Origin of the sequence: Advenella sp. RU8 (genome assembly GCF_048381675.1) — a bacterium.
Classification (GTDB): Bacteria; Pseudomonadota; Gammaproteobacteria; order Burkholderiales; family Burkholderiaceae_B; genus Advenella.
Window position 1 is genome coordinate 49,162 of record NZ_JBLWIS010000003.1, and the last position, 18,255, is coordinate 67,416.

General features: G+C 49.6%; 21 protein-coding genes. 8 read left to right on the forward strand and 13 right to left on the reverse strand.

All coding sequences use genetic code 11. The features are described from left to right. Positions 1-16 precede the first annotated feature (16 nt). Entirely contained in the window at positions 17-1,180 is a 1,164-nt protein-coding gene (locus ACM5Q9_RS05225) for an FAD-dependent monooxygenase (RefSeq protein WP_418143687.1), read from the reverse strand. 147 nt (positions 1,181-1,327) lie between these two features. On the opposite strand from ACM5Q9_RS05225, the gene ACM5Q9_RS05230 reads away from it, so the two are divergent. Continuing rightward, positions 1,328-2,269: a cytochrome c oxidase assembly protein gene (locus tag ACM5Q9_RS05230; protein ID WP_418143688.1), complete on the forward strand. Its 942-nt coding sequence runs from the start codon at positions 1,328-1,330 to the stop codon at positions 2,267-2,269. Here the strand turns inward: ACM5Q9_RS05230 and ACM5Q9_RS05235 are convergent. The 3 genes from ACM5Q9_RS05235 to ACM5Q9_RS05245 are packed head-to-tail and all read right to left on the reverse strand — an operon-like array spanning position 2,266 to position 3,988. Beyond that, complete coding sequence (locus ACM5Q9_RS05235; RefSeq protein WP_418143689.1) at positions 2,266-3,318, reverse strand: YheT family hydrolase; 1,053 nt, start codon at positions 3,316-3,318, stop codon at positions 2,266-2,268. The genes ACM5Q9_RS05230 and ACM5Q9_RS05235 overlap by 4 nt on opposite strands. A gap of 21 nt (positions 3,319-3,339) precedes the next feature. Then, complete coding sequence (locus ACM5Q9_RS05240) at positions 3,340-3,801, reverse strand: YybH family protein (protein ID WP_418143690.1); 462 nt, start codon at positions 3,799-3,801, stop codon at positions 3,340-3,342. Next, a complete protein-coding gene (locus ACM5Q9_RS05245; protein ID WP_418143691.1) occupies positions 3,791-3,988 on the reverse strand; it encodes a zinc-finger domain-containing protein in 198 nt (65 codons plus the stop codon). The genes ACM5Q9_RS05240 and ACM5Q9_RS05245 overlap by 11 nt, the downstream gene beginning before the upstream one ends. 261 nt (positions 3,989-4,249) lie before the next feature. Between ACM5Q9_RS05245 and ACM5Q9_RS05250 the strand changes: the two genes are divergently transcribed. From ACM5Q9_RS05250 to ACM5Q9_RS05260, 3 genes are all read left to right on the forward strand, one after another. Continuing rightward, positions 4,250-4,948, forward strand: a complete 699-nt coding sequence (locus ACM5Q9_RS05250) for an AzlC family ABC transporter permease (protein ID WP_418143692.1) — start codon at positions 4,250-4,252, stop codon at positions 4,946-4,948. After that, positions 4,945-5,268 carry an AzlD domain-containing protein gene (locus tag ACM5Q9_RS05255; RefSeq protein WP_418143694.1) on the forward strand — a complete coding sequence of 108 codons (324 nt, stop codon included), beginning with the start codon at positions 4,945-4,947 and terminating at the stop codon, positions 5,266-5,268. Before ACM5Q9_RS05250 ends, ACM5Q9_RS05255 begins: the two co-directional genes overlap by 4 nt. A gap of 124 nt (positions 5,269-5,392) precedes the next feature. Then, positions 5,393-6,844 carry a DEAD/DEAH box helicase gene (locus tag ACM5Q9_RS05260; RefSeq protein WP_418143695.1) on the forward strand — a complete coding sequence of 484 codons (1,452 nt, stop codon included), beginning with the start codon at positions 5,393-5,395 and terminating at the stop codon, positions 6,842-6,844. On the opposite strand, the gene ACM5Q9_RS05265 is transcribed toward ACM5Q9_RS05260, so the two are convergent. Beyond that, positions 6,819-7,202, reverse strand: coding sequence for a thioredoxin family protein (locus ACM5Q9_RS05265; protein ID WP_418143696.1), 384 nt, complete (start codon positions 7,200-7,202; stop codon positions 6,819-6,821). The genes ACM5Q9_RS05260 and ACM5Q9_RS05265 overlap by 26 nt on opposite strands. 197 nt (positions 7,203-7,399) lie before the next feature. Here ACM5Q9_RS05265 and ACM5Q9_RS05270 point away from each other — a divergent pair, with 197 nt between their 5' ends. The 3 genes from ACM5Q9_RS05270 to phaP all read left to right on the forward strand — a co-directional run bounded on the left by ACM5Q9_RS05270 (position 7,400) and on the right by phaP (position 10,030). Further along, a complete protein-coding gene (locus tag ACM5Q9_RS05270; RefSeq protein WP_418143697.1) occupies positions 7,400-8,200 on the forward strand; it encodes a competence/damage-inducible protein A in 801 nt (266 codons plus the stop codon). A 123-nt stretch (positions 8,201-8,323) separates the two neighbouring features. Next, positions 8,324-9,148, forward strand: coding sequence for an IclR family transcriptional regulator (locus tag ACM5Q9_RS05275; protein WP_418143698.1), 825 nt, complete (start codon positions 8,324-8,326; stop codon positions 9,146-9,148). A gap of 273 nt (positions 9,149-9,421) precedes the next feature. Beyond that, positions 9,422-10,030, forward strand: a complete 609-nt coding sequence (phaP, locus tag ACM5Q9_RS05280; RefSeq protein WP_418143699.1) for a TIGR01841 family phasin — start codon at positions 9,422-9,424, stop codon at positions 10,028-10,030. Between the two features lie 113 nt (positions 10,031-10,143). Here phaP and ACM5Q9_RS05285 read toward each other — a convergent pair whose 3' ends face one another. From ACM5Q9_RS05285 to rssA, 7 genes are all read right to left on the reverse strand, one after another. Further along, positions 10,144-11,208: a quinone-dependent dihydroorotate dehydrogenase gene (locus tag ACM5Q9_RS05285; protein ID WP_418143700.1), complete on the reverse strand. Its 1,065-nt coding sequence runs from the start codon at positions 11,206-11,208 to the stop codon at positions 10,144-10,146. 53 nt (positions 11,209-11,261) lie between these two features. Further along, positions 11,262-11,996 carry an arginyltransferase gene (locus ACM5Q9_RS05290; RefSeq protein WP_418143701.1) on the reverse strand — a complete coding sequence of 245 codons (735 nt, stop codon included), beginning with the start codon at positions 11,994-11,996 and terminating at the stop codon, positions 11,262-11,264. 32 nt (positions 11,997-12,028) lie between these two features. Continuing rightward, complete coding sequence (aat, locus tag ACM5Q9_RS05295; RefSeq protein WP_418143702.1) at positions 12,029-12,763, reverse strand: leucyl/phenylalanyl-tRNA--protein transferase; 735 nt, start codon at positions 12,761-12,763, stop codon at positions 12,029-12,031. Positions 12,764-12,773: 10 nt separating this feature from the next. Then, entirely contained in the window at positions 12,774-13,346 is a 573-nt protein-coding gene (locus ACM5Q9_RS05300; RefSeq protein ID WP_418143703.1) for an NUDIX hydrolase, read from the reverse strand. Between the two features lie 73 nt (positions 13,347-13,419). Beyond that, positions 13,420-14,040 carry a DUF2946 family protein gene (locus tag ACM5Q9_RS05305; protein ID WP_418143704.1) on the reverse strand — a complete coding sequence of 207 codons (621 nt, stop codon included), beginning with the start codon at positions 14,038-14,040 and terminating at the stop codon, positions 13,420-13,422. Positions 14,041-14,139: 99 nt separating this feature from the next. Continuing rightward, a complete protein-coding gene (locus ACM5Q9_RS05310; protein ID WP_418143705.1) occupies positions 14,140-14,268 on the reverse strand; it encodes an entericidin A/B family lipoprotein in 129 nt (42 codons plus the stop codon). Positions 14,269-14,445: 177 nt separating this feature from the next. Then, positions 14,446-15,378: a patatin-like phospholipase RssA gene (rssA, locus tag ACM5Q9_RS05315; protein WP_418143706.1), complete on the reverse strand. Its 933-nt coding sequence runs from the start codon at positions 15,376-15,378 to the stop codon at positions 14,446-14,448. A 131-nt stretch (positions 15,379-15,509) separates the two neighbouring features. Between rssA and ACM5Q9_RS05320 the strand changes: the two genes are divergently transcribed. Then, positions 15,510-16,745: an MFS transporter gene (locus ACM5Q9_RS05320; RefSeq protein WP_418143707.1), complete on the forward strand. Its 1,236-nt coding sequence runs from the start codon at positions 15,510-15,512 to the stop codon at positions 16,743-16,745. Positions 16,746-16,819: 74 nt separating this feature from the next. Here ACM5Q9_RS05320 and cls read toward each other — a convergent pair whose 3' ends face one another. Beyond that, complete coding sequence (cls, locus tag ACM5Q9_RS05325) at positions 16,820-18,229, reverse strand: cardiolipin synthase (RefSeq protein WP_418143708.1); 1,410 nt, start codon at positions 18,227-18,229, stop codon at positions 16,820-16,822. Positions 18,230-18,255: the final 26 nt, after the last annotated feature.

An 18,255-nucleotide genomic window follows, 5' to 3' on the forward strand; every position in this document is an offset into this window, starting at 1 on the left:
CGATTTGCCTGAAAATTCAGTTTCTGAAACCCTGTAATAGATGCAGGGCCAAGGGCTGACGCAGTGGTTTTAAAAGGTCCATGCCAAGCAGGCCAAGGCCGCAGCCATGTTCTATCAGCGGATTGCCGGTTGTGAAAACACGGGGCAGGAAATCAGTCAGTTCACAGGTTAGCCTACGGTCAAATTTACGGCTGTTGGCAAAATTATTTAAAAAAGGTGCTGCTGACTGGCTGGTATTGAGCATCCAGGGCTTGAGGCAATGGACCAGGGTGGCTACATCGCGAAGACCCAGGTTCAGACCCTGTCCGGCAACCGGATGAAGGGTTTGGGCTGCATTGCCAAGTGTGGCGATATGGCCGTTAACCGTGTTTTTGGTGGCACTTAAATGAAGCGGGAAAACAGTCCGTTTTTCCAGAACGGTTAGCTCGCCCAACCGTTCTCCAAAGTGTTGGGTAAGGGTGCGGGAGAATTCAGCATCATCAAGCCGGGTCAAGGCCTGGGCGCGTTCGGGTGAAGTGCACCAAACAATAGACTGGGCATTCTTGAAAATGGGATGCGGCAGGACGGCCAGTGGCCCTTCCTGGGTGAAGCGCTCCCAAGCCCAGCCCGGTTTGGGGAATTGGGCCCGTGCGGCGGTAATCAGCGCATGCTGGTTATATTCGCGATGGATGTCTTTGGGCTTGATGCCATCACACTGGACAGCGATGCGGGTGCGCCAGGTTTTTTCACCTTGCGTGACCATTACCGGGGCGTTGCTGTTTTCCTGGGCAGCACTGGCTAATTCACCGCTTAAGACGGTGACGGGCAATTCTTGCAGCCGTTCTTGCAGTTTGCGATACAATTCGGCGTAGGCAACCACACTGCCCAGCATGGGGACGTCAAAATCTTTGCTGGAAATCAGTGTGCGGCCCAGGCGGTTTTTTTGTGAAACGTGAACGGTTTCTATGATGGCACTATGGTCTGGCCAAAGACGGTGTTTTTCAAGAAATACCCGGCTGCCGTAGTTAAGGGCCAGTACCCGCGTGTCCTGGGTGGGGTCGTGCCGTTTGTTGATGCCCTGGAAAAGGGCAATGCGCAAAGCGCCTTGGCTGACAGACGCCAAGGTACAGGCAAGTGCGCAGCCGGCTGGACCTGCACCTAAAATCGCAATATCAAAATCAAATTCTTCCATGATGGGCATATTTTAGCGCTTCTTTTAAACGGTTCGACGGCAATTTCATTTTTTTGTGCTTTTAGCGATTGGCCCGAAAAGGGTTAAACAACGATTACAATAGGCTATCTGCATGATAATAATAGTTTAATTAATTTTTCTCTGATCGGTTGGTTTATGAATCTGGACCTGATGCATTGGCTGCAGCCATGGGAGTTTTCTCCCACCCTGGTCATCGCATTTCTCGTATGTGGTGTTTTGTTCATGCGCGGAACCGCTGTGCACAAGGTGACCCGTACCAGGCAATGGCTGTTCTGGACCGGTTTTTTCATGATTTACCTGTCTTTGCACACGCATATAGACTACTACGCCGAACGCATGTTTTTCATTCACCGCATACAGCATGTGGTGTTGCACCATTTGGGACCACTCATCGTGATGGCGGCTTATCCTGGCCAGGTCATGCGTGCGGGCCTGCCCTTGCGGACAAGAGTCTGGCTGAAAAATTTCCGCCATACCTTCGTGGGTCGCTTCCTTGAAGGCCTCCTGACCAACAAGATTTTTGTACCGGTCCTGTTTGTCATGCTGGTTTTGGTCTGGCTGGACCCCACTATTCAGTTTTATTCGATGCTCGACTGGAAGCTTTACCGGATCATGAACTGGTCGGTGGTTATCAGTGGATTTATGTACTGGAACCTGGTGCTTGACCGTCGTCCGTCCAATCCACCGATGCTTACGGCTAAAACGTGGTTGGGCCGGGCAGGGCAATGGTGCGTTAAAGGTGGATCGCCAGCCGTCATGTCTCCGGGTGCCCGGGTGTTGTCGCCCATCCTGACCATGTTGCCGCAAATGGTGGCGGGGGCTTATATAGCCTTTACCTCGGTTGATTTATATCCCCTGTTTGATCTTTGCGGCCGGGCATTGCCCATGAGTGCGCTAGAGGATCAAAGTATTGGTGGTCTTACCATGTGGATTCCGGCGGCACTGGTCGAGTCTTTTGGCTTGTTGGTGGCGCTGGCCAATATGATGCGCCTGTCGGCCAAGGGACGTTTGCGCTCTACATTCAGGGGCAAGGAAGTGGGCCGATTGCCTGCCGGCGTGGCCAAATCTGCGGGTTAGCTGCCCAGGCGGAAAAATTTTTCCAGCCGCTGTGGCAGCCAGTCAAAATGCGAAGGAAAAGGGCCGGTTGAAAACCCGGCGTGGCCACCTGTTGCGGGCTGGTGCAGGGTTACGTATGAGGAAATGTCCTTGACTCCGGGTAACGAGGCTTCAGGAATGAAAGGGTCATTTCTGGCGTTCAAGACCAGTGTGGGAATACGGATGTCTTTCAGGAAGGGCTTGCTTGCGCAGCGGGCCCAGTAGTCAAGGGCACCCTGGAAACCATGGATGGGGCCTGTATAGGCATCATCAAATTCAAACAGGGTTTTGGCCTGCAGGATTTTATCTGTATCCATCGCGTTGGGAAATTGCCGGTCTTTTTCGCGAATTTTCTTTTTCATGGTTTGCAAAAAATGCGGTGTATACACGAAACGCCCAAAAAAACCGGTTTCCAGATGTTTGCCGGTTGCCAGTAAATCAAGGGGTACCGATATGCCTGCCACCGCCTGCAGCCAGCTCAGGCTTTCTTGTTGTTCTCCGGTATATTTGAGTAGCGCATTGCCACCCATTGAAATCCCGCAGGCGTACCAGCGGGCATTGGGCATGCTTTGTTTAAGATGCTTGATAATGGCGTTGATGTCGGCAGAATCCCCAGAGAAGTAGGAACGGGGCAGTTTGTTGGGTTCGCCCGAGCAGCCACGAAAATGGGCAACGGCGACGACCCAGTTTTTTTGCCGGAAATAATGGCAAATGGCACGGGCATAATGGCTTTGGCTACTGCCTTCCAGGCCATGAAACAATACCAGGGCGGGTTGCGTATCCGGCATTTGATTAAGGTTGGGGTTTTGGCCTGCCTGAAAAACAGCCGGCGTGTTGTCAGGCGCTAGCGGGTGCAGGCCGGGAATGTTCCAGTCTATATCAATGAAGTCATTGTCTGCGGTAATTATTCTTTCCCGTGCATAGGCAATTTGTGGCCGGGGTACGAACAGGGAGGCAAAAATGGTTTGTGATTGCCCGTCAGGCAACCATTTCGGGCTAGGGCAGGGACTAAGATCCAGCTGGGTATTCAAGGGAAAGTAACGTTCTTGGGGTTAATGCAGCAGCATGCTGGTTGCCGGATGCAAGTCGTCCATGACCGTATCAGGGGGAGCGATGGAGGCATGGTGCAAAATGAGGTGCCAGCCACTACGGCTTTTCTGGAAAATATTGGTGACATGGCAAAGCATTTCTTTTTGCCCCATTGAGGTCGCAAAGTAATGCCTTTCAAGAATGGTATGTATCACAATCATGCCATGATGAAAAATGACCGGTATTTTTGCTTCGATGCTAAGCGGTCCTTTTGCCAGGATTTCTTTCCAGGAAGCCTGGATGGCCTGGGAGCCAACCAGGCGCTCGCCATTGGGGTGAATGCAGACGATGTCTTCATCATCTGCCCAGGTTCGCATGAGTTTGGTCAGGTCTGCCTCGCGAAGCGCCTCGTAAAAGGATTGCTCCACTTCGGCAGGGCTGGTGAAAACACTGCGTTTGGTGGTACCGGATGTTTTAGTGCCCATGCACTTTTTCGCCTTCTTTTAATTTGTAATGAGTACCACAGTAGGGACAGCTGGCTTCACCGGTTTTGCTGACATCCAGGAAAACACGGGGATGCAGGCTCCAGCGGGGCGCATTGGGGCCCGGGCAATGCAAAGGCAGGTCTTGTGCAGTAACAATAATAGGTTCTTGTGTTGCTTGAGATGACATTTTTTTCCTTCTGGGCATGCGATAGCCAAAACATTATATCGTGACAAATACAGGGCTTGGAGGCAAACTCTGTAAATAAAATAAGCCTGTTTCTGGATGAAACCTGGTTCCATTTTAAAGAAAACGTCCATGCTTTGCTAGAATTCAGACTTCTGTTAATAATTTCAATCATTGTACAAGGAAGTCGAATTGTCCGTGCAGTTATCAACGGGGGTAAAAGCGCTGCCCTCCCGGCTTTCAATAAAAAAAATGGCTTGGCTCATGGGCAGCAGACATATTGCGCCAAACCTGTTTGCCTTGTCTGTATGGGGATTTGTGACCGGAGTGGCGATGGTCAATTATGGGCTTGCCGCCTGGCAGGCCGTGCTCATGTCATTTCTGGTTTATGCCGGTTCCCTGCAACTGACAGTGGCTCCGCTGATGGCCTTGAATGCGCCTTTATGGGTTATCTTTTTTGCGGCAATGATTGTTAACCTGCGCTTTATCATTTTTGGCGCCAGCTTGTATCCTTATTTCAGGCATTTTTCGGTTGTACGGCGAATCGTGGCCGGTTACTTTTTAACCGATGTCGGCTTTGTCCTGTTCATGAACCGTTTTCGCCAGCAGCGGGTTGGCCGTATTGGCATGTATTATGGCTATTATATGTCGGGCTCTGTCCTGCTATGGCTCGTATGGCAAGTTTCTACGGTGTTGGGCATTTATGTCGGCAGTTATATTCCGGGATCCTGGTCGCTTGAGTATGCCGGTGTATTCACTTTGCTGGCCATCGTGATTCCCATGGTGCGGACCCACCCCATGTTGGTGACGGTGGTGGCCGCTGCGGTGGCCTCCTGGGTGGGGCAACAGTTGCCTTTCAGGCTTGGCTTGTTTGTGGCAATTATTGTCGGAGTGGCGGCGGGCGTCCTGGCCGAAAAGTATGGCAAACATGGCAGTAAAACAATAAAAGGGGGCGTTAAATGAGCGTTGAATATGTATTGAAAGCAACGGCCCTGATGGTGTTATGCGCTTTTATTACCCGGGTTGGTTACTTGCTGATTGGCGGGTATATCCCCTTGTCTGATAATGTAAAAAGCGGCTTGCGTTATGCGCCGGTAGCCGCACTGGTTGCCATTATTGTGCCAAGCCTGCTCCCTTGGGCCCAGGGTGAAATGCCTCGCATCGGGGCCGAGTTGTTTGCCGGCCTGGTGGCTGGTCTGGCGTTTTTCCGCTTCCGGAGCATTCTGGTGTTGATTGCCGCTGGCATGGGGACCTTGTGGTTATTGCGCTGGGTTTTTGCATAAATTCAGTCCAGACTTTCATGAATCGGCTAATATGGGATGCCAGAGTAGTAAAATAAGCAGTTAATTGTTATTTTTTTGCATATTTTTGCAAATACAGATATTTTATTTTATTGTTCAGGACCCAATGACGGATACCTCTAATGCCAATGCTGAAAGTGTGAAGTCTTTTAGTGAATTTGGTCTTCACCCCGATCTATTAACGGCCATTTCAGCCAGTGGCTATACAGTCGCTACACCTATTCAGGCCCAAGCCATACCAGCCATTATCGATGGCCGTGATGTCATGGGAGCGGCCCAAACCGGAACCGGTAAAACCGCGGCCTTTACATTACCCCTGTTGCATCGCTTAATGCCATATGCCAGCAACAGCACTTCGCCTGCCCGGCATCCGGTGCGTGCGCTAATTTTAGCTCCAACCCGGGAACTGGCCGACCAGGTTGCCGATAGTGTCAAGCGTTATAGCGAAAGTTGTCCCTTGCGTGTCGCGGTTGTGTTTGGCGGTGTGGATATCTCTGCGCAAAAAGAAGAGTTGCGTAAAGGGTGCGAACTGGTGATTGCAACGCCAGGCCGTTTGCTTGACCACATAGAACAGAAAACCATCAATTTGTCCCAGGTGAACACCCTGGTTCTTGATGAGGCAGACAGAATGCTTGATATGGGCTTTTTGCCCGATCTTGAGCGCATTGTAAAGCTGTTGCCCAAGTCCCGGCAAAGCCTGCTGTTTTCCGCCACTTTTAGCGGGGAAATCAGGAAGCTGGCACGAACTTTCCTTAAATCTCCTATCGAGATCAATGTGGCACCGCAAAATGCCACTGCCGAAAACGTGACACAGATAGCCTATCCGGTATCTGGCAACAACAAGCAAGCAGCCGTTTTGCATTTGCTCAAGTCGCGCAATCTTAGCCAGGTCATTATTTTTGTGAATACCAAAATTGGGGCCAGTCGTTTGACCCGTGAATTGGTAAAAGAAGGTATCAAGGCTGAATCCATTCACGGCGACAAATCCCAGATCGAGCGCATTAAGGCTTTGGATTCTTTCAAGTCGGGAGAAACCGCTGTGCTGGTGGCAACTGATGTGGCTGCCCGCGGGCTGGATGTTGCCGGTTTGCCTTGTGTGATCAACGTGGATCTTCCGTTTAACCCTGAAGATTACGTGCACCGAATTGGCCGTACTGGCAGGGCGGGCGCCTCTGGCGAGGCTATCGCCCTGTATACCGAGCACGAAGAAAAACTGCTTGAGGATATAGAAAAACTCATTAAGGTTAAAGTGCCGCGTGGGACGCTTAATATTGCGGATGTATTCCAGAATCGTAGCCAAGCCGCTAGTGATTCTCGTAGCCGTGGCAAGGGCGAGCGTTTCAAGCGAACTTTTCCCGGTTCACGGCCGGCACCTATTGACGATTTTTTCCTCAAGCCTTATGAGCCATCGGCAAAAGATCCTCAAAAAGAGGCCCAGCGGTTGCAGCAGGAGCAAAAGTGGATGGAACACCAGGCCACGGCCAAGCAGCCACAGTTGGCCATACTCTTGGGCGGACGCCCTAAAAAAAACATCAAGCCTGCTGAATCAAGCGACTGAACGCAGAAGGGCCATCCGGCTGGACAGGGCTATCGGGGCGGATATTTTGCAATATTCGCTCCAGGTGGCTGATGTAAGGTAGCATGGTGCCAAAAAAATGATTCTTTCCTTCAATCTGTATCAATAGCGTGGGAAAGTTTTCGATATCAATATCATCAAGCAGTTCAGGCTCGTCTTCTATGTCAACCCAAACAAACAGGTGTTGGGGAAACCGCTGGCTGAGCTCCACAAATGAATCAAAGTATTCTTTGCAGGTGTCGCACCACTGTGCGCAATAACATGCGATGAGCCAGACGTTGGGATTATGCAGTTTGTTGACGATAGCGGAAGCGTGTTGCCTTGGATTTTGAATTAACATAATCAATAATAGTCGTAAAAAGGCGGCAGACGTAAAAAACAATGCCGGCAAGGCGCCAGAGGCTGTTTTTCCGCTGCCGATTGGCTTATCATCATAAAGCAATAATTGTTTTCAAGTCAAAATTTATGTGCTGTGCATAATCTATCAATTATGCCGTAATCTGGTATTTGGGCAATGCCGCCCAAAAGGTGAGAAAAATGAGTAATAGCTCGACAAGAAAAATTGGTCTGTTTATCGTTGGTGATGAAATCCTTTCAGGACGTCGCGAAGACAAGCATTTGTCAAAAGTCATTTCGATGCTCTCCAGCAGGGGAATACAATTGTCATGGGCCCGGTTTTTACCTGACGATCTTGATACGCTTGTGCAGGAATACAAACGCAGTTTTGCATCTGGCGATATTGTATTTTCTTGTGGTGGCATTGGTGCTACCCCCGATGATAAAACCCGCGATGCCGTTGCGCTCGCTTTGGGGGTTGAACTTGAATTGCACCCTATTGCAGCCAAGCTGATTACCGCACGTTTTCAGGAACTGGCCAAAGAAGGCCGTGGCAGCATAGACATGGGAACACCGGAAAACCAGCGTCGGCTGGCAATGGGTGTCTTTCCCAAAGGGGCTGAAATCGTTCCTAACCCTTATAATAAAATTCCGGGTTTTTTCATTCAGGATCATACATTTGTGCCTGGTTTTCCTGAAATGGCATGGCCCATGATTGAATGGACGCTTGACCAGCGGTATGCGCAATATCATAATCTTGAGCGAATCGAAGAGCATTCCATTCTGGCTTATTCATTGCCGGAATCCCGAATTACACCGGCACTGGAATTTATCGAGCTTAATTGGCCGGGTGTCAGGACATTCAGTTTGCCTACGGTGGCCAGGGATAATAATCCGCCCTTTGTCGATTTGGGTGTAAAAGGGCCGTCTCCTGCCGTACAAGAGGCATTTTCCTATCTCAAAGGAGAAATCCTCAGGGCCGGGGGGAGATTCACTTTTTAGTCCCTATGGCTTTGTAGCCGTTAGGCATTCAAGAAGCTATGCTTATTTGCATCAAGATAAGCATAGCTTCTTTTCACATCATGGGATAAAATATATTGCATTGCAACATCCAAAGTTATAGAAATGACTGCTAAGCGTCCAATCGTACCCCCGGTCAAAGCATCAAGTACTTCCGACATTACCATTCAGGTCCTCGAACGGGCCATGAAATTGCTTGATGTGCTGGCAGAGCAGGAAGAGCCTGTTTCCCTGAAAGAAATTGCCGCCTTGTCCAATTTGCATTCGTCAACGGCACACCGGATCCTGAATGATCTTGCCGCAGGTAGATATGTAGACAGGGTCAATAACGGCATGTATCAGCTTGGCATGCGCTTGCTTGAATTGGGTTCCCTGGTCAAGGATCGACTAAACGTCAGGGAAATTGCACATGAACATATGCAGGCATTACATCGCCTTACCGGGCAAACCATTAATTTGTCCATCCAGCAGGGTGACGACATTGTTTATATAGATCGTGCCTGGAGCGAGCGTTCAGGCATGCAGGTGGTTCGGGCGATTGGTGGCCGTGCGCCATTGCATCTTACTTCGGTTGGCAAGCTTTTCCTGGCTGCGGCCGAACCCAGAAGTGTGCGTGCCTATGCATTGCGTACCGGACTTGGCGGTACCACTGGCAATAGTCTTACAGACCTTGATCGTCTTGAAAAAGAATTGGCTTTTGTGCGTCGTCATGGCTATGCCCGGGACAACGAAGAGCTTGAGTTGGGTGTACGTTGTATTTCTGCCGGTATTTTTGACGATAGTGGCAAATTGGTGGCTGGCCTGTCCATTTCTTCCCCTTCAGAGCGGATGCGCGATGAATGGGTAGAGCTGCTGATAGACACCGCCGCCAAAATTTCGACAGACCTGGGCTATGAGTGTCATAAAGACAGCCACAAAATTAGCGGGTAAACATAACGTGATGTAAAAGTGGTCTGTCATCAAGACTTAATAAAAAGTAATTACATTTCAATTGGTTAGGTTTTTTTTGGGTTTTCTTGTAATTATTTGTGCGATGCACAAAAAAACACTTGACCGGCAACTGGAATAACGTATAATTTGAATTGTGCGGTGCAATATAAATAGGTTGGCAGTAATTTCCTGAAAATGATATTGCAACCGGCTGTTCAACTTATCGTGTAGCAGCTTTTTACTTCATAAACTTATTTATACCTAGGACATATCATGAGCGCAATTCCTCAACAAATCTTGGACCGTCAAAAAACAGCCATCAACACTTTTGTTGCCTTACAAGGTTCTATCTTTGGTGGCTTCGAGAAACTGGTTGACCTTAACATGAAAGTCATCAAGGCTTCTTTGGGTGAAGCTGCTGAGCAGACTCAACAGGCTTCAGAATTGAAAGATCCACAGGAAGCGGTTGCGTTCGTTTCTTCACTGGCACAGCCTAACGCCGAGAAAGCGGTTGCTTACACAAAAAATGTTTATGACATTATCTCAAGCGTTAGCAACGAACTGATCAAGTTGACAGAAACCCAAGTTGCCGAAGGCCAACAGCAAATTGCTGAAACCATCGATCAATTGGCTAAAAATGCGCCTACCGGTTCTGAAAGCGCCGTTGCCTTGCTGAAATCTTCTTTGGCAACTGCTAACACTGCTTATGATTCATTGAATAAAGCAGCGAAACAGGCTGTTGAAGTTGCCGAAGGCAACCTGACCGCCGCTGCTAATGCCACCATCAAGGCAACAGAATCAGCCACTGCCGCTACTACCGCTGCCGCCAATAATGTGGCCAATGCAGCAAAAACAGCAGCCCGTGCCGGTGGTCGTAACTAATCGGTTTTAAGCCTGCTAGTAAAAAGAGCCCTTTTAAAGGGCTCTTTTTTATGGATATTACAGGCATTTTTTTTATCAATGCCCGCTTTTAAAGCGGGCATTGATGCATGGTTTTATTTACGCATGAAAACATCGCATTTTCTAAGTTCATTAATGCAATCGGCAATCAGTTTGGGGCCTTGGTAAATAAGGCCGGTGTATAGCTGTACTGCATTGGCACCAGCATTGATTTTTTCAAGTGCCTGTTTGCCTGAGTTGATGCCGCCAACGCCAATGATTGTAAAATCCTGTCCCATTTCTTTCCTGAGGGACTCAATGACTTTAAGCGACAGCTCATGAACCGGCGGGCCTGACAGGCCACCGCTTTCTTCGCTGTGTTTAAGCCCCTGAACCGCATCGCGGGAAAGGGTTGTATTGGTCGCAATCACACCATCGATTTCAAAACGCGGCAAAATATGGGCAATAGCCTGGATTTGCTCTGCTTCCAGATCGGGGGCAATCTTGACGACTACCGGTACCCGGCGGCCATAACGGTCAGCCAGTTCCTTGCGTTTGTCGGCAATTTGCCGCAATAAATCACTTAATTCGTCGCCACCCTGCAGGGCACGCAGGTTTTTGGTATTGGGAGAAGAGATATTAATGGTGACATAATCGGCAAATGGATATACGCCTTCAAGCCCGATCAGGTAGTCACTGGCGGCATTTTCGATGGGGGTATCGGCATTTTTGCCTATGTTCAGGCCCAGGACGCCTCTTTTTGCCCGCCATTCACTATTCTGTACATTTTGCAGGAAAGTATCAAGCCCATGATTGTTGAAGCCCATACGGTTAATCAGGGACTCGGCCTGGGGCAGGCGAAACATGCGGGGCTTGGGGTTACCTGGCTGGGCGCGGGGGGTGACCGTGCCCACTTCAATAAAGCCAAAGCCAAGCTGGCCCAGTGCATCAATGCATTCCCCGTTTTTATCCAGTCCTGCAGCCAGCCCGACGGGGTTACGCAGGGGTAAGCCCATTAAGGTGGTGGGAAGCAGGGTGTGATTGCCTTTTAACAACTCACGGGTAACCTTGCAATGGTGGGCTTTTTGCAATGATTTCAATGTCATTTCATGCGCCGTCTCGGCATCCATTGAAAAGAGCAGTGGGCGAACAAAGGGATAAAGTTTAAATGTATTGAACATGGCTAAGAAAAATAATGTAATCCGTGCATTTTAATGCTTATTTTTACTTAAAACTATTCCTGTCCCAGAATGTAGTCAATCCATTGCTGGTTTATATATTGCTGAATGGGCCGGAACTGTGTTTTATAGGACATTTTTGGGCTTTCCCTGATCCAGTATCCCAGATACAGCCAGGGCAGGCCAAGCCGCCTGCATTGTTCTATTTGCCATAAAATGCAATAGGTACCCAGGCTGCCGGGGTAGTCAGGATCGTAAAAGGTATAGACGGAAGACAGGCCGTCATCACTGATATCAATAATGGACACGATACGCAAAACACCATCGGAGGAACGGAATTCAACCAGTTCGGTGTTGACATGGCTGGCCAGCAGGAATTGCTCGTATTGTTCTCTTCCCTGGTCGTCCATGCCACCATCAGGGTGACGTTGGTGCTGGTAACGACAGTACAGCAGAAAATGTTCACTGCTCCATTGCATCGGAACTTTGCGGGCGGACAGGTCACGGTGCCGTTTGAAAACGCGTTTTTGGGTTGAGCTTGGTTTAAAAACGGCCGTGTTGATGCGGACTGAAATGCAAGCCTGGCAATTATCGCACTGGGGTTTATACGTGAACAGGCCACTGCGACGAAAGCCGCTTCTTAACAAGGTCGCATACGCCTTGGCATTAACCAGATGGCCTGGGGCAACAACCCGCGAACGGGCAACCCTGCCTTCAAGATAACTGCAAGGGTAGGAAGCCGTTAAGTAGTAATGCAATATATGCAGGTTTGGGTCATGAATTTCACTCATGAGTTAAATATACTCAAATACCAGTGATGGATTCAATAGATATGGCCATCCGAAAATAAAATTCCCGCTTTCCAGGGAGGCGGGGTTTGGGGAATGGCGATTTTCAGGTGTTCCATGAACAGCTTGCGTGTAACCGGGCTTGCACCAAGGCTGCCAAGGTGCCGGGTTTCCTGCTGGCAGTCTATCCATTCCACGCCGTGGCTATCGAGGAAACGGACGGTATAGGCGAGTGCGATCTTGGAGCAATCGCTCATATTGGAAAACATGGATTCGCCATAAAACATTTTGCCCATTGAAACACCATAAAGGCCACCGACCAACTTGCCGTCAACCCAGGTTTCGATGCTATGGGCCAGTCCAAGCGTATGCAGGCTGGCATAGGCAGTAATAATGTCCTGGCTAATCCAAGTGCCGCCCTGGTTTTCCCTGGGGGCGGCACAGGACTGCATGACCTGGATAAAGGCAGTATCTACCTTGATTTGAATGGCAGGATTGGGTAAGGCTTCTTGCCTGGCAATTTGCCTGAGTTTTTTCTTCAGGCTGTGGGAGATGATGAAATCCTGGCATTTCAGGACCATGCGTTGGGAGGGAGTCCACCACAGGATGGGTTGTGGCTCGGAATACCACGGGAAAATGCCCTGGCGATAGGCGCTGATCATGCGGTCGGTGGATAAATCACCACCGCATGCCAATAGCCCATCCGGTTCTTTCAGGGCAAACTCTGGCGGTGGAAACGGGGTTTGCAGGTCTAGCCAGGGAAGCGTCATTACTTAGGATTTAGGATAAGGAAAGGTAGTGAGTGGTGAAAACACCGAGCTCCTTGTCTTTGATATAACGTTTTAGCGTTTGGGTAACCGTACGGAAAGACAGCTCCTCCCAGGGTATTTCATCAATACCAAAATAACGGGCTTCCAGGCTTTCCGGGCCAGGATTCAGTGTCGGATTTTTAGCCTCAGCCAAAAAATACATGTGTACCTGGTTAACGTGGGGGACATCAATGACGGTGTAAAGCTGTTTTAATGTGATGTCCGCACCCGCTTCTTCGGTGGTTTCACGAATGGCGCCCAGGCTGCTGGTTTCACTTAGTTCCATGAAACCGGCAGGTAAAGTCCATTTGTCATAGCGGGGTTCGATGGCGCGGCGGCAGAGCAGGATTTTATCTTCCCAAACCGGTACCGTGCCAACGACAACCAATGGATTTTTGTAATGGATGGCGCCACAGTTTTCGCAAAGGTCGCGCACGCGGTTGTCATCGGGGGGGATTTTGCGGGTAAGGGCAGAGCCGCATTGTGAGCAAAAACGTTGCTCAACCGGTGCCGGAAAATAAAAGGAAGATTCGTGATAAGTCATAGATTACGGGTAATTGTGTTTACGTACAATAATACATGGATTATCGCTTAAGTTTGCAATGGCCTGTTAAAAATTATCCCGCCATGGGCCGGGCAATAAAATTCATTTTTTCAGGGATCTGCCTGCTGTCAATTTGTTGTAAGGGTGCGCTGTATTCGGGATGTTGCCAGTAATGAACAAGTAGTTGCTCTCCTTGTTCAAGTGAATGCAGGTGATTTTCTGACAGGCTATCCAGGCATGTGCCATGGTTATCAGGATTGGCAATAGAAAAATGCTCAATGACCTTGGGTGTATCCCGGCCATAAATAATAGCGGCACCAAGATTTGTTTGTGCATACAGGAAGCCCTGTTCATCCAGATACCACGCTTGTATGGTTTGTGCCGTTTGACGGGTATGTGTCTCAAGTGTGTGGCTGTCTTCGGCCAGATGCAGTACATGGGGCGCATGCTCAAGGCAGACGTAAACACGTTGTGGACCATTCTGGAAAAACCATTCACCGTTTTCCGTTGCAGCATAGTTGCGGTTGATGAATTCGTTGATCTGCGGGCTGCTTATGGATTCGCCAGGCTTGCCAGGTTGATATGAACCGGCGGGGTGAAGTTTCCATTTTCCGTTCAGGTCCAGGGATAACCAGCCATAAACGGCAGGAACATCAGGCCATTTTTTGATGGCGTCCAGCACGTTTTTGTCCATAGTCGTTCCTTTCGTGTCTTGTTGTTACGGGCAGTCGGGGCATATAACCTGGCATCATAATCGTTGCCAAGAGCCCGACGTACCTTTACCTTTTGTTGATTATTTGGCTGCTCTTTCGATTGCCTGGCCACCCGCTGAAATGTCTTCTCCAATCCCTTTGACTGTATTGCATCCTGAAAGGGCAAATATAGAGACGAGTGCTGCTAAGACATAGTTTTTGAGTTTCATGTTGCTATCCTTGTTGAACTTTATTTATGGCAATAAGGATAGCCGATCTGTTTGAAAAAAACATTTGTTGACGGGGGATTTGATGCAATATGACGACATCAGTCAGTAGATGGCGAGGTTTTATCGACATGCCTTTGCTATCTTGCAAATAATGCTGGCGGTAAGGGTAAGTTAAATTCAGAGCTTTTTGTGTTTTTTCAGTTTATCAAGTGCGGGCAGGCAAATCTCAACGGCGCGGCGTCCTTCCTCGATCGCTTCAGCGGCACGGTGAAAATCCAGCAGGCTTAAGTGGGCCAGTTGTGGCGCAATAATAATGTGCGGTGGTTCTCCGGCCATCCTGCTGCGGGTAATTTGCGCTTGCATGATATTCACGCTGGAAGCGATGACATCCAGTAATGATGGGGTTTTCAGTGGTAAGGGAGTACCTTCCTGGAGGTTAGCTGGCTTGCCAAAATTTTGCTGGAGCTTGCGAAGCCATTCGGGGACATTGTTGCCAAAGGAAAATGCAGGTGCGGGCGGGTTATAAAAATACCGGCCAATCAAGTCCGAGTTCAGGTCTACCGCAATCAAAAAATCGGCACCCATCGCACGGGCTAGGGAAACCGGTACCGGATTGACCAAGCCGCCATCCACCAGAATTTCCTGATCACGAATAAAAGGGGTAAATAAACCGGGCAGGGCCAATGAAGCCCTGACTGCATCAACGGTAGATCCTTCACGGATCCAGATCTCGTTGCCAGTGGTCAGGGAGGTGGCGACCGAGCCGAATGGCAGGTTGAGATCTTCTATGTTTCTGTCCATGAAATGGTCTTTGAAAAAATTCATGATTTTTTCACCTTTCAGGAACCCACCATTCAGATGGACATCCATAAAAGAGAGCACATTGCCAATTTTGAGGTCCAGGACCCATTTCGTGAAAACATCAATTTCACCTGCCGCATAAGCAGCGCCTACCAGGGCGCCAATTGAGGTACCGCAAATAATGTCCGGCTTGATACCTGCTTCTTCCAATGCTTGTATGACCCCAATATGTGACCATCCACGGGCAGATCCGCTGCCCAGGATAAGGCCGATTTTTGGTTTTTTATGGATGGGGTGTTGTGGTGACATGCGTTGAATAATGATAGTTGTCTGCAAATAAAGAATTTTATCATTGTGTTGTTGTGTTTTTTATTTATATGTTTATGAAATTCAGTAATATGTGACATTAGATTTCAATATAAATTTATTTGGGGTAAATCTTGTCGCATCCTGAAACCGCCGCATTGGAAGAGATCACGCCGGCTTTGTCTCGGCGCCAGCAACGAGGGAATATCGCCCGCCTTACCGTTGCCCAGGCTTTGGCAGGGGCCAATTCGGTGGTTGTTTATGCAACGGGGGCAATTGTTGGTAATGTGTTGGCCCCGGATAAATCATTGGCAACCTTGCCAATCAGTATTTTTGTGGTGGGCATGGCGGCCTGTATCTTGCCTATGGGGCGGCTTGCCCGGCGTTATGGCCGCCGCATGGCTTTCATGGCGGGCACAGGGTGTGGCGTATTGGTGGGTTTGCTGTCAGCGCTGGCTGTGGTGCTGGGTTCATTTTGGTTGTTTTGTCTGGCGACATTTTTTGGTGGTGCTTATGCCGCGGTGGTCCTTTCTTTTCGTTTTGCGGCCGCTGACGGGGTTGAACCAAAAATGCGGGCCAGATCCCTTTCTTTTGTAATGGGGGGCGGTGTGGCTGCTGGTGTCATAGGGCCGCAACTGGTAACTTATACCATGGATTTTTGGCAGCCCTATACGTTTGCCATTACTTATTTAGTGCAGGCGGCTGTTGCCGCTTTGTCTGCAATCGTGTTGTTTGGCGTTTGTTTGCCGCGTCCCTCGGCCAGCAAAGAAGCCGGTGGCCGGCCACTTTCATTAATTTTGCGACAGCCCCGTTTTGTCACCGCCATTATTTGTGCGGCGGTTTCTTACCTGCTCATGAATTTCATCATGACATCGGCTCCCCTGGCCATGCAAATGTGTGGTCACCCTCTTGAGATGGCTAATCTGGGTATGCAGTGGCATGTGATTGCCATGTATTTGCCCAGTTTTTTTACCGGGCGATTAATAACGCGTTTCGGGGCTGGTCGTGTGGTAACGGCAGGTTTGCTGATGATTGCCATCTCGGCCATGATAGGTTTGGCAGGCATTGATGTGGCGCATTTCTGGCTGAGCCTGATTTTATTGGGGGTGGGCTGGAACTTTGGTTTTGTGGGCGCCTCAGCCATGGTACTTGAGTGCCACCGGCCAGAAGAAGCAACACGCGTGCAATCATTTAATGATTTTATTGTATTTGGCACGATGGCTATCGGCTCATTTGCCTCAGGTAATTTGTTGGCTTCTTATGGCTGGGATATGGTGCTTTGGGTTTCATTTGCACCATTGATTCTGGCTGTGATCGTGTTGTCAGTAACCGCGGTTTTACGCCCGGCATCTTCAGTTGAGCGCCTTTGAGGATATCGTGGATGTGGCCCGGTGGCCCGGTTGAGTTTGGAAGAAGGCAGGCTTTGTATGTCCTGCCCAAGCCTTTAGAGAACCGGGCTGAGTATGGCCAGGATATTGTTGCGAAGCCGGTAGAGTGCGCTCCAGGCGTCTACGTCGGTTTGTTCAATCGGTTTTGACTGTCTGATGTATGATGCTTGTCTTTCGCGGATGGCCTGGCTCAATGCTTCATCCTGGAACAGAATGTTGTTCTCGAAATTCAGCTCAAAGCTGCGCCGGTCCATGTTTGCAGAACCAATCAGGGTTGTCTTGTCATCAACGGTCAGTGTTTTGGCGTGTAGCAAGCCACCCGTGTATTCATAAATCCGGACACCGGCATCCAGTAATTCAGAATAATGGCTGCGGCTTGCCGCACCCACGAACCAGCTGTCATTGCGGGCTGGCAGGATAATCGTTGTTGAAACTCCCCTGCGGGCACTGCTGCAAAGTGCTGACTGCATAAAGTCGTCAGGTACGTAGTACGGGGTTGTAATGACCAGTTCCTGCTGCGCGCTGAACATGAGTGTGGCAAACAGCTCTGGCGTGGCGGAATAGTGATTCTCGGGGCCGGTTCCGATAACCTGGGCGATGAAACCCGGCTTTGGTAGCGGCATGGGCTGCTGCGCCAGTTCGCGGCAATCCTCATTGGTGCAGATAAGCCAATCGGTCAGGAATAGCAGCTGGTTTTGTCGGGCAATCGGTCCTTCGAACCGAATGACGGCATCAACCCAGGGGGCGTATTTTGCCTTGATGGCAAATTCGGGGTCGGCACAGTTCTGGCTGCCACAATAAGTGATCCGGTTGTCAATGACAACAATTTTGCGGTGATTACGAACGTCAATGCGTCCTTTCAGGATGCGTACCAGAATGTTGCCAATGGGTTGGGCGCGCGCCAGTTGCACGCCCGCTTTATTCATTGTCTGCCAGTGTTCGCTACGGATAAAGTTGCGTGATCCCAGGTCATCGACGATCACGCGGCAGGTAACGCCACGTTGGGCTGCCCGCACCAGGGCTGCAACCACTTTGCATCCGTTGGTATCTGCCAGCCAGATATAGAAAAGAAGGTGTACATGTTCAAGGGCGGCATCAATATTAGCAACCAAAGCATCAATTGTGGCGTTCGAGTCATCAAGCAAATGCCCGGTGTTGCCGCCAACCGGATTGAAGCCACTGATAGATTTGCCGATTGAAAATCCAGCCGAGCTGATTGGGGCAATGCCGGTGTCTGAGGGGGGGCTGGAAATTGGTGTCAGGGCGTCCTTAAGGGGCTGTGGGTGAGCCTGGCCCTTGTTGGGACGAACTTCACCCAGCATCAGGTAGGTTAATGCGCCCACGTAGGGCAGGGCCATAATAAAAAGGATCCACGCAACCCGTGATGCTGGATCGCGGTTAGGCCTGAGCAATACACGAATCGATAGTCCCGTGATAATTAGAAAGTGGGCAATAATTAGCCACATGAGAATACCCTCATTACTATATAAGT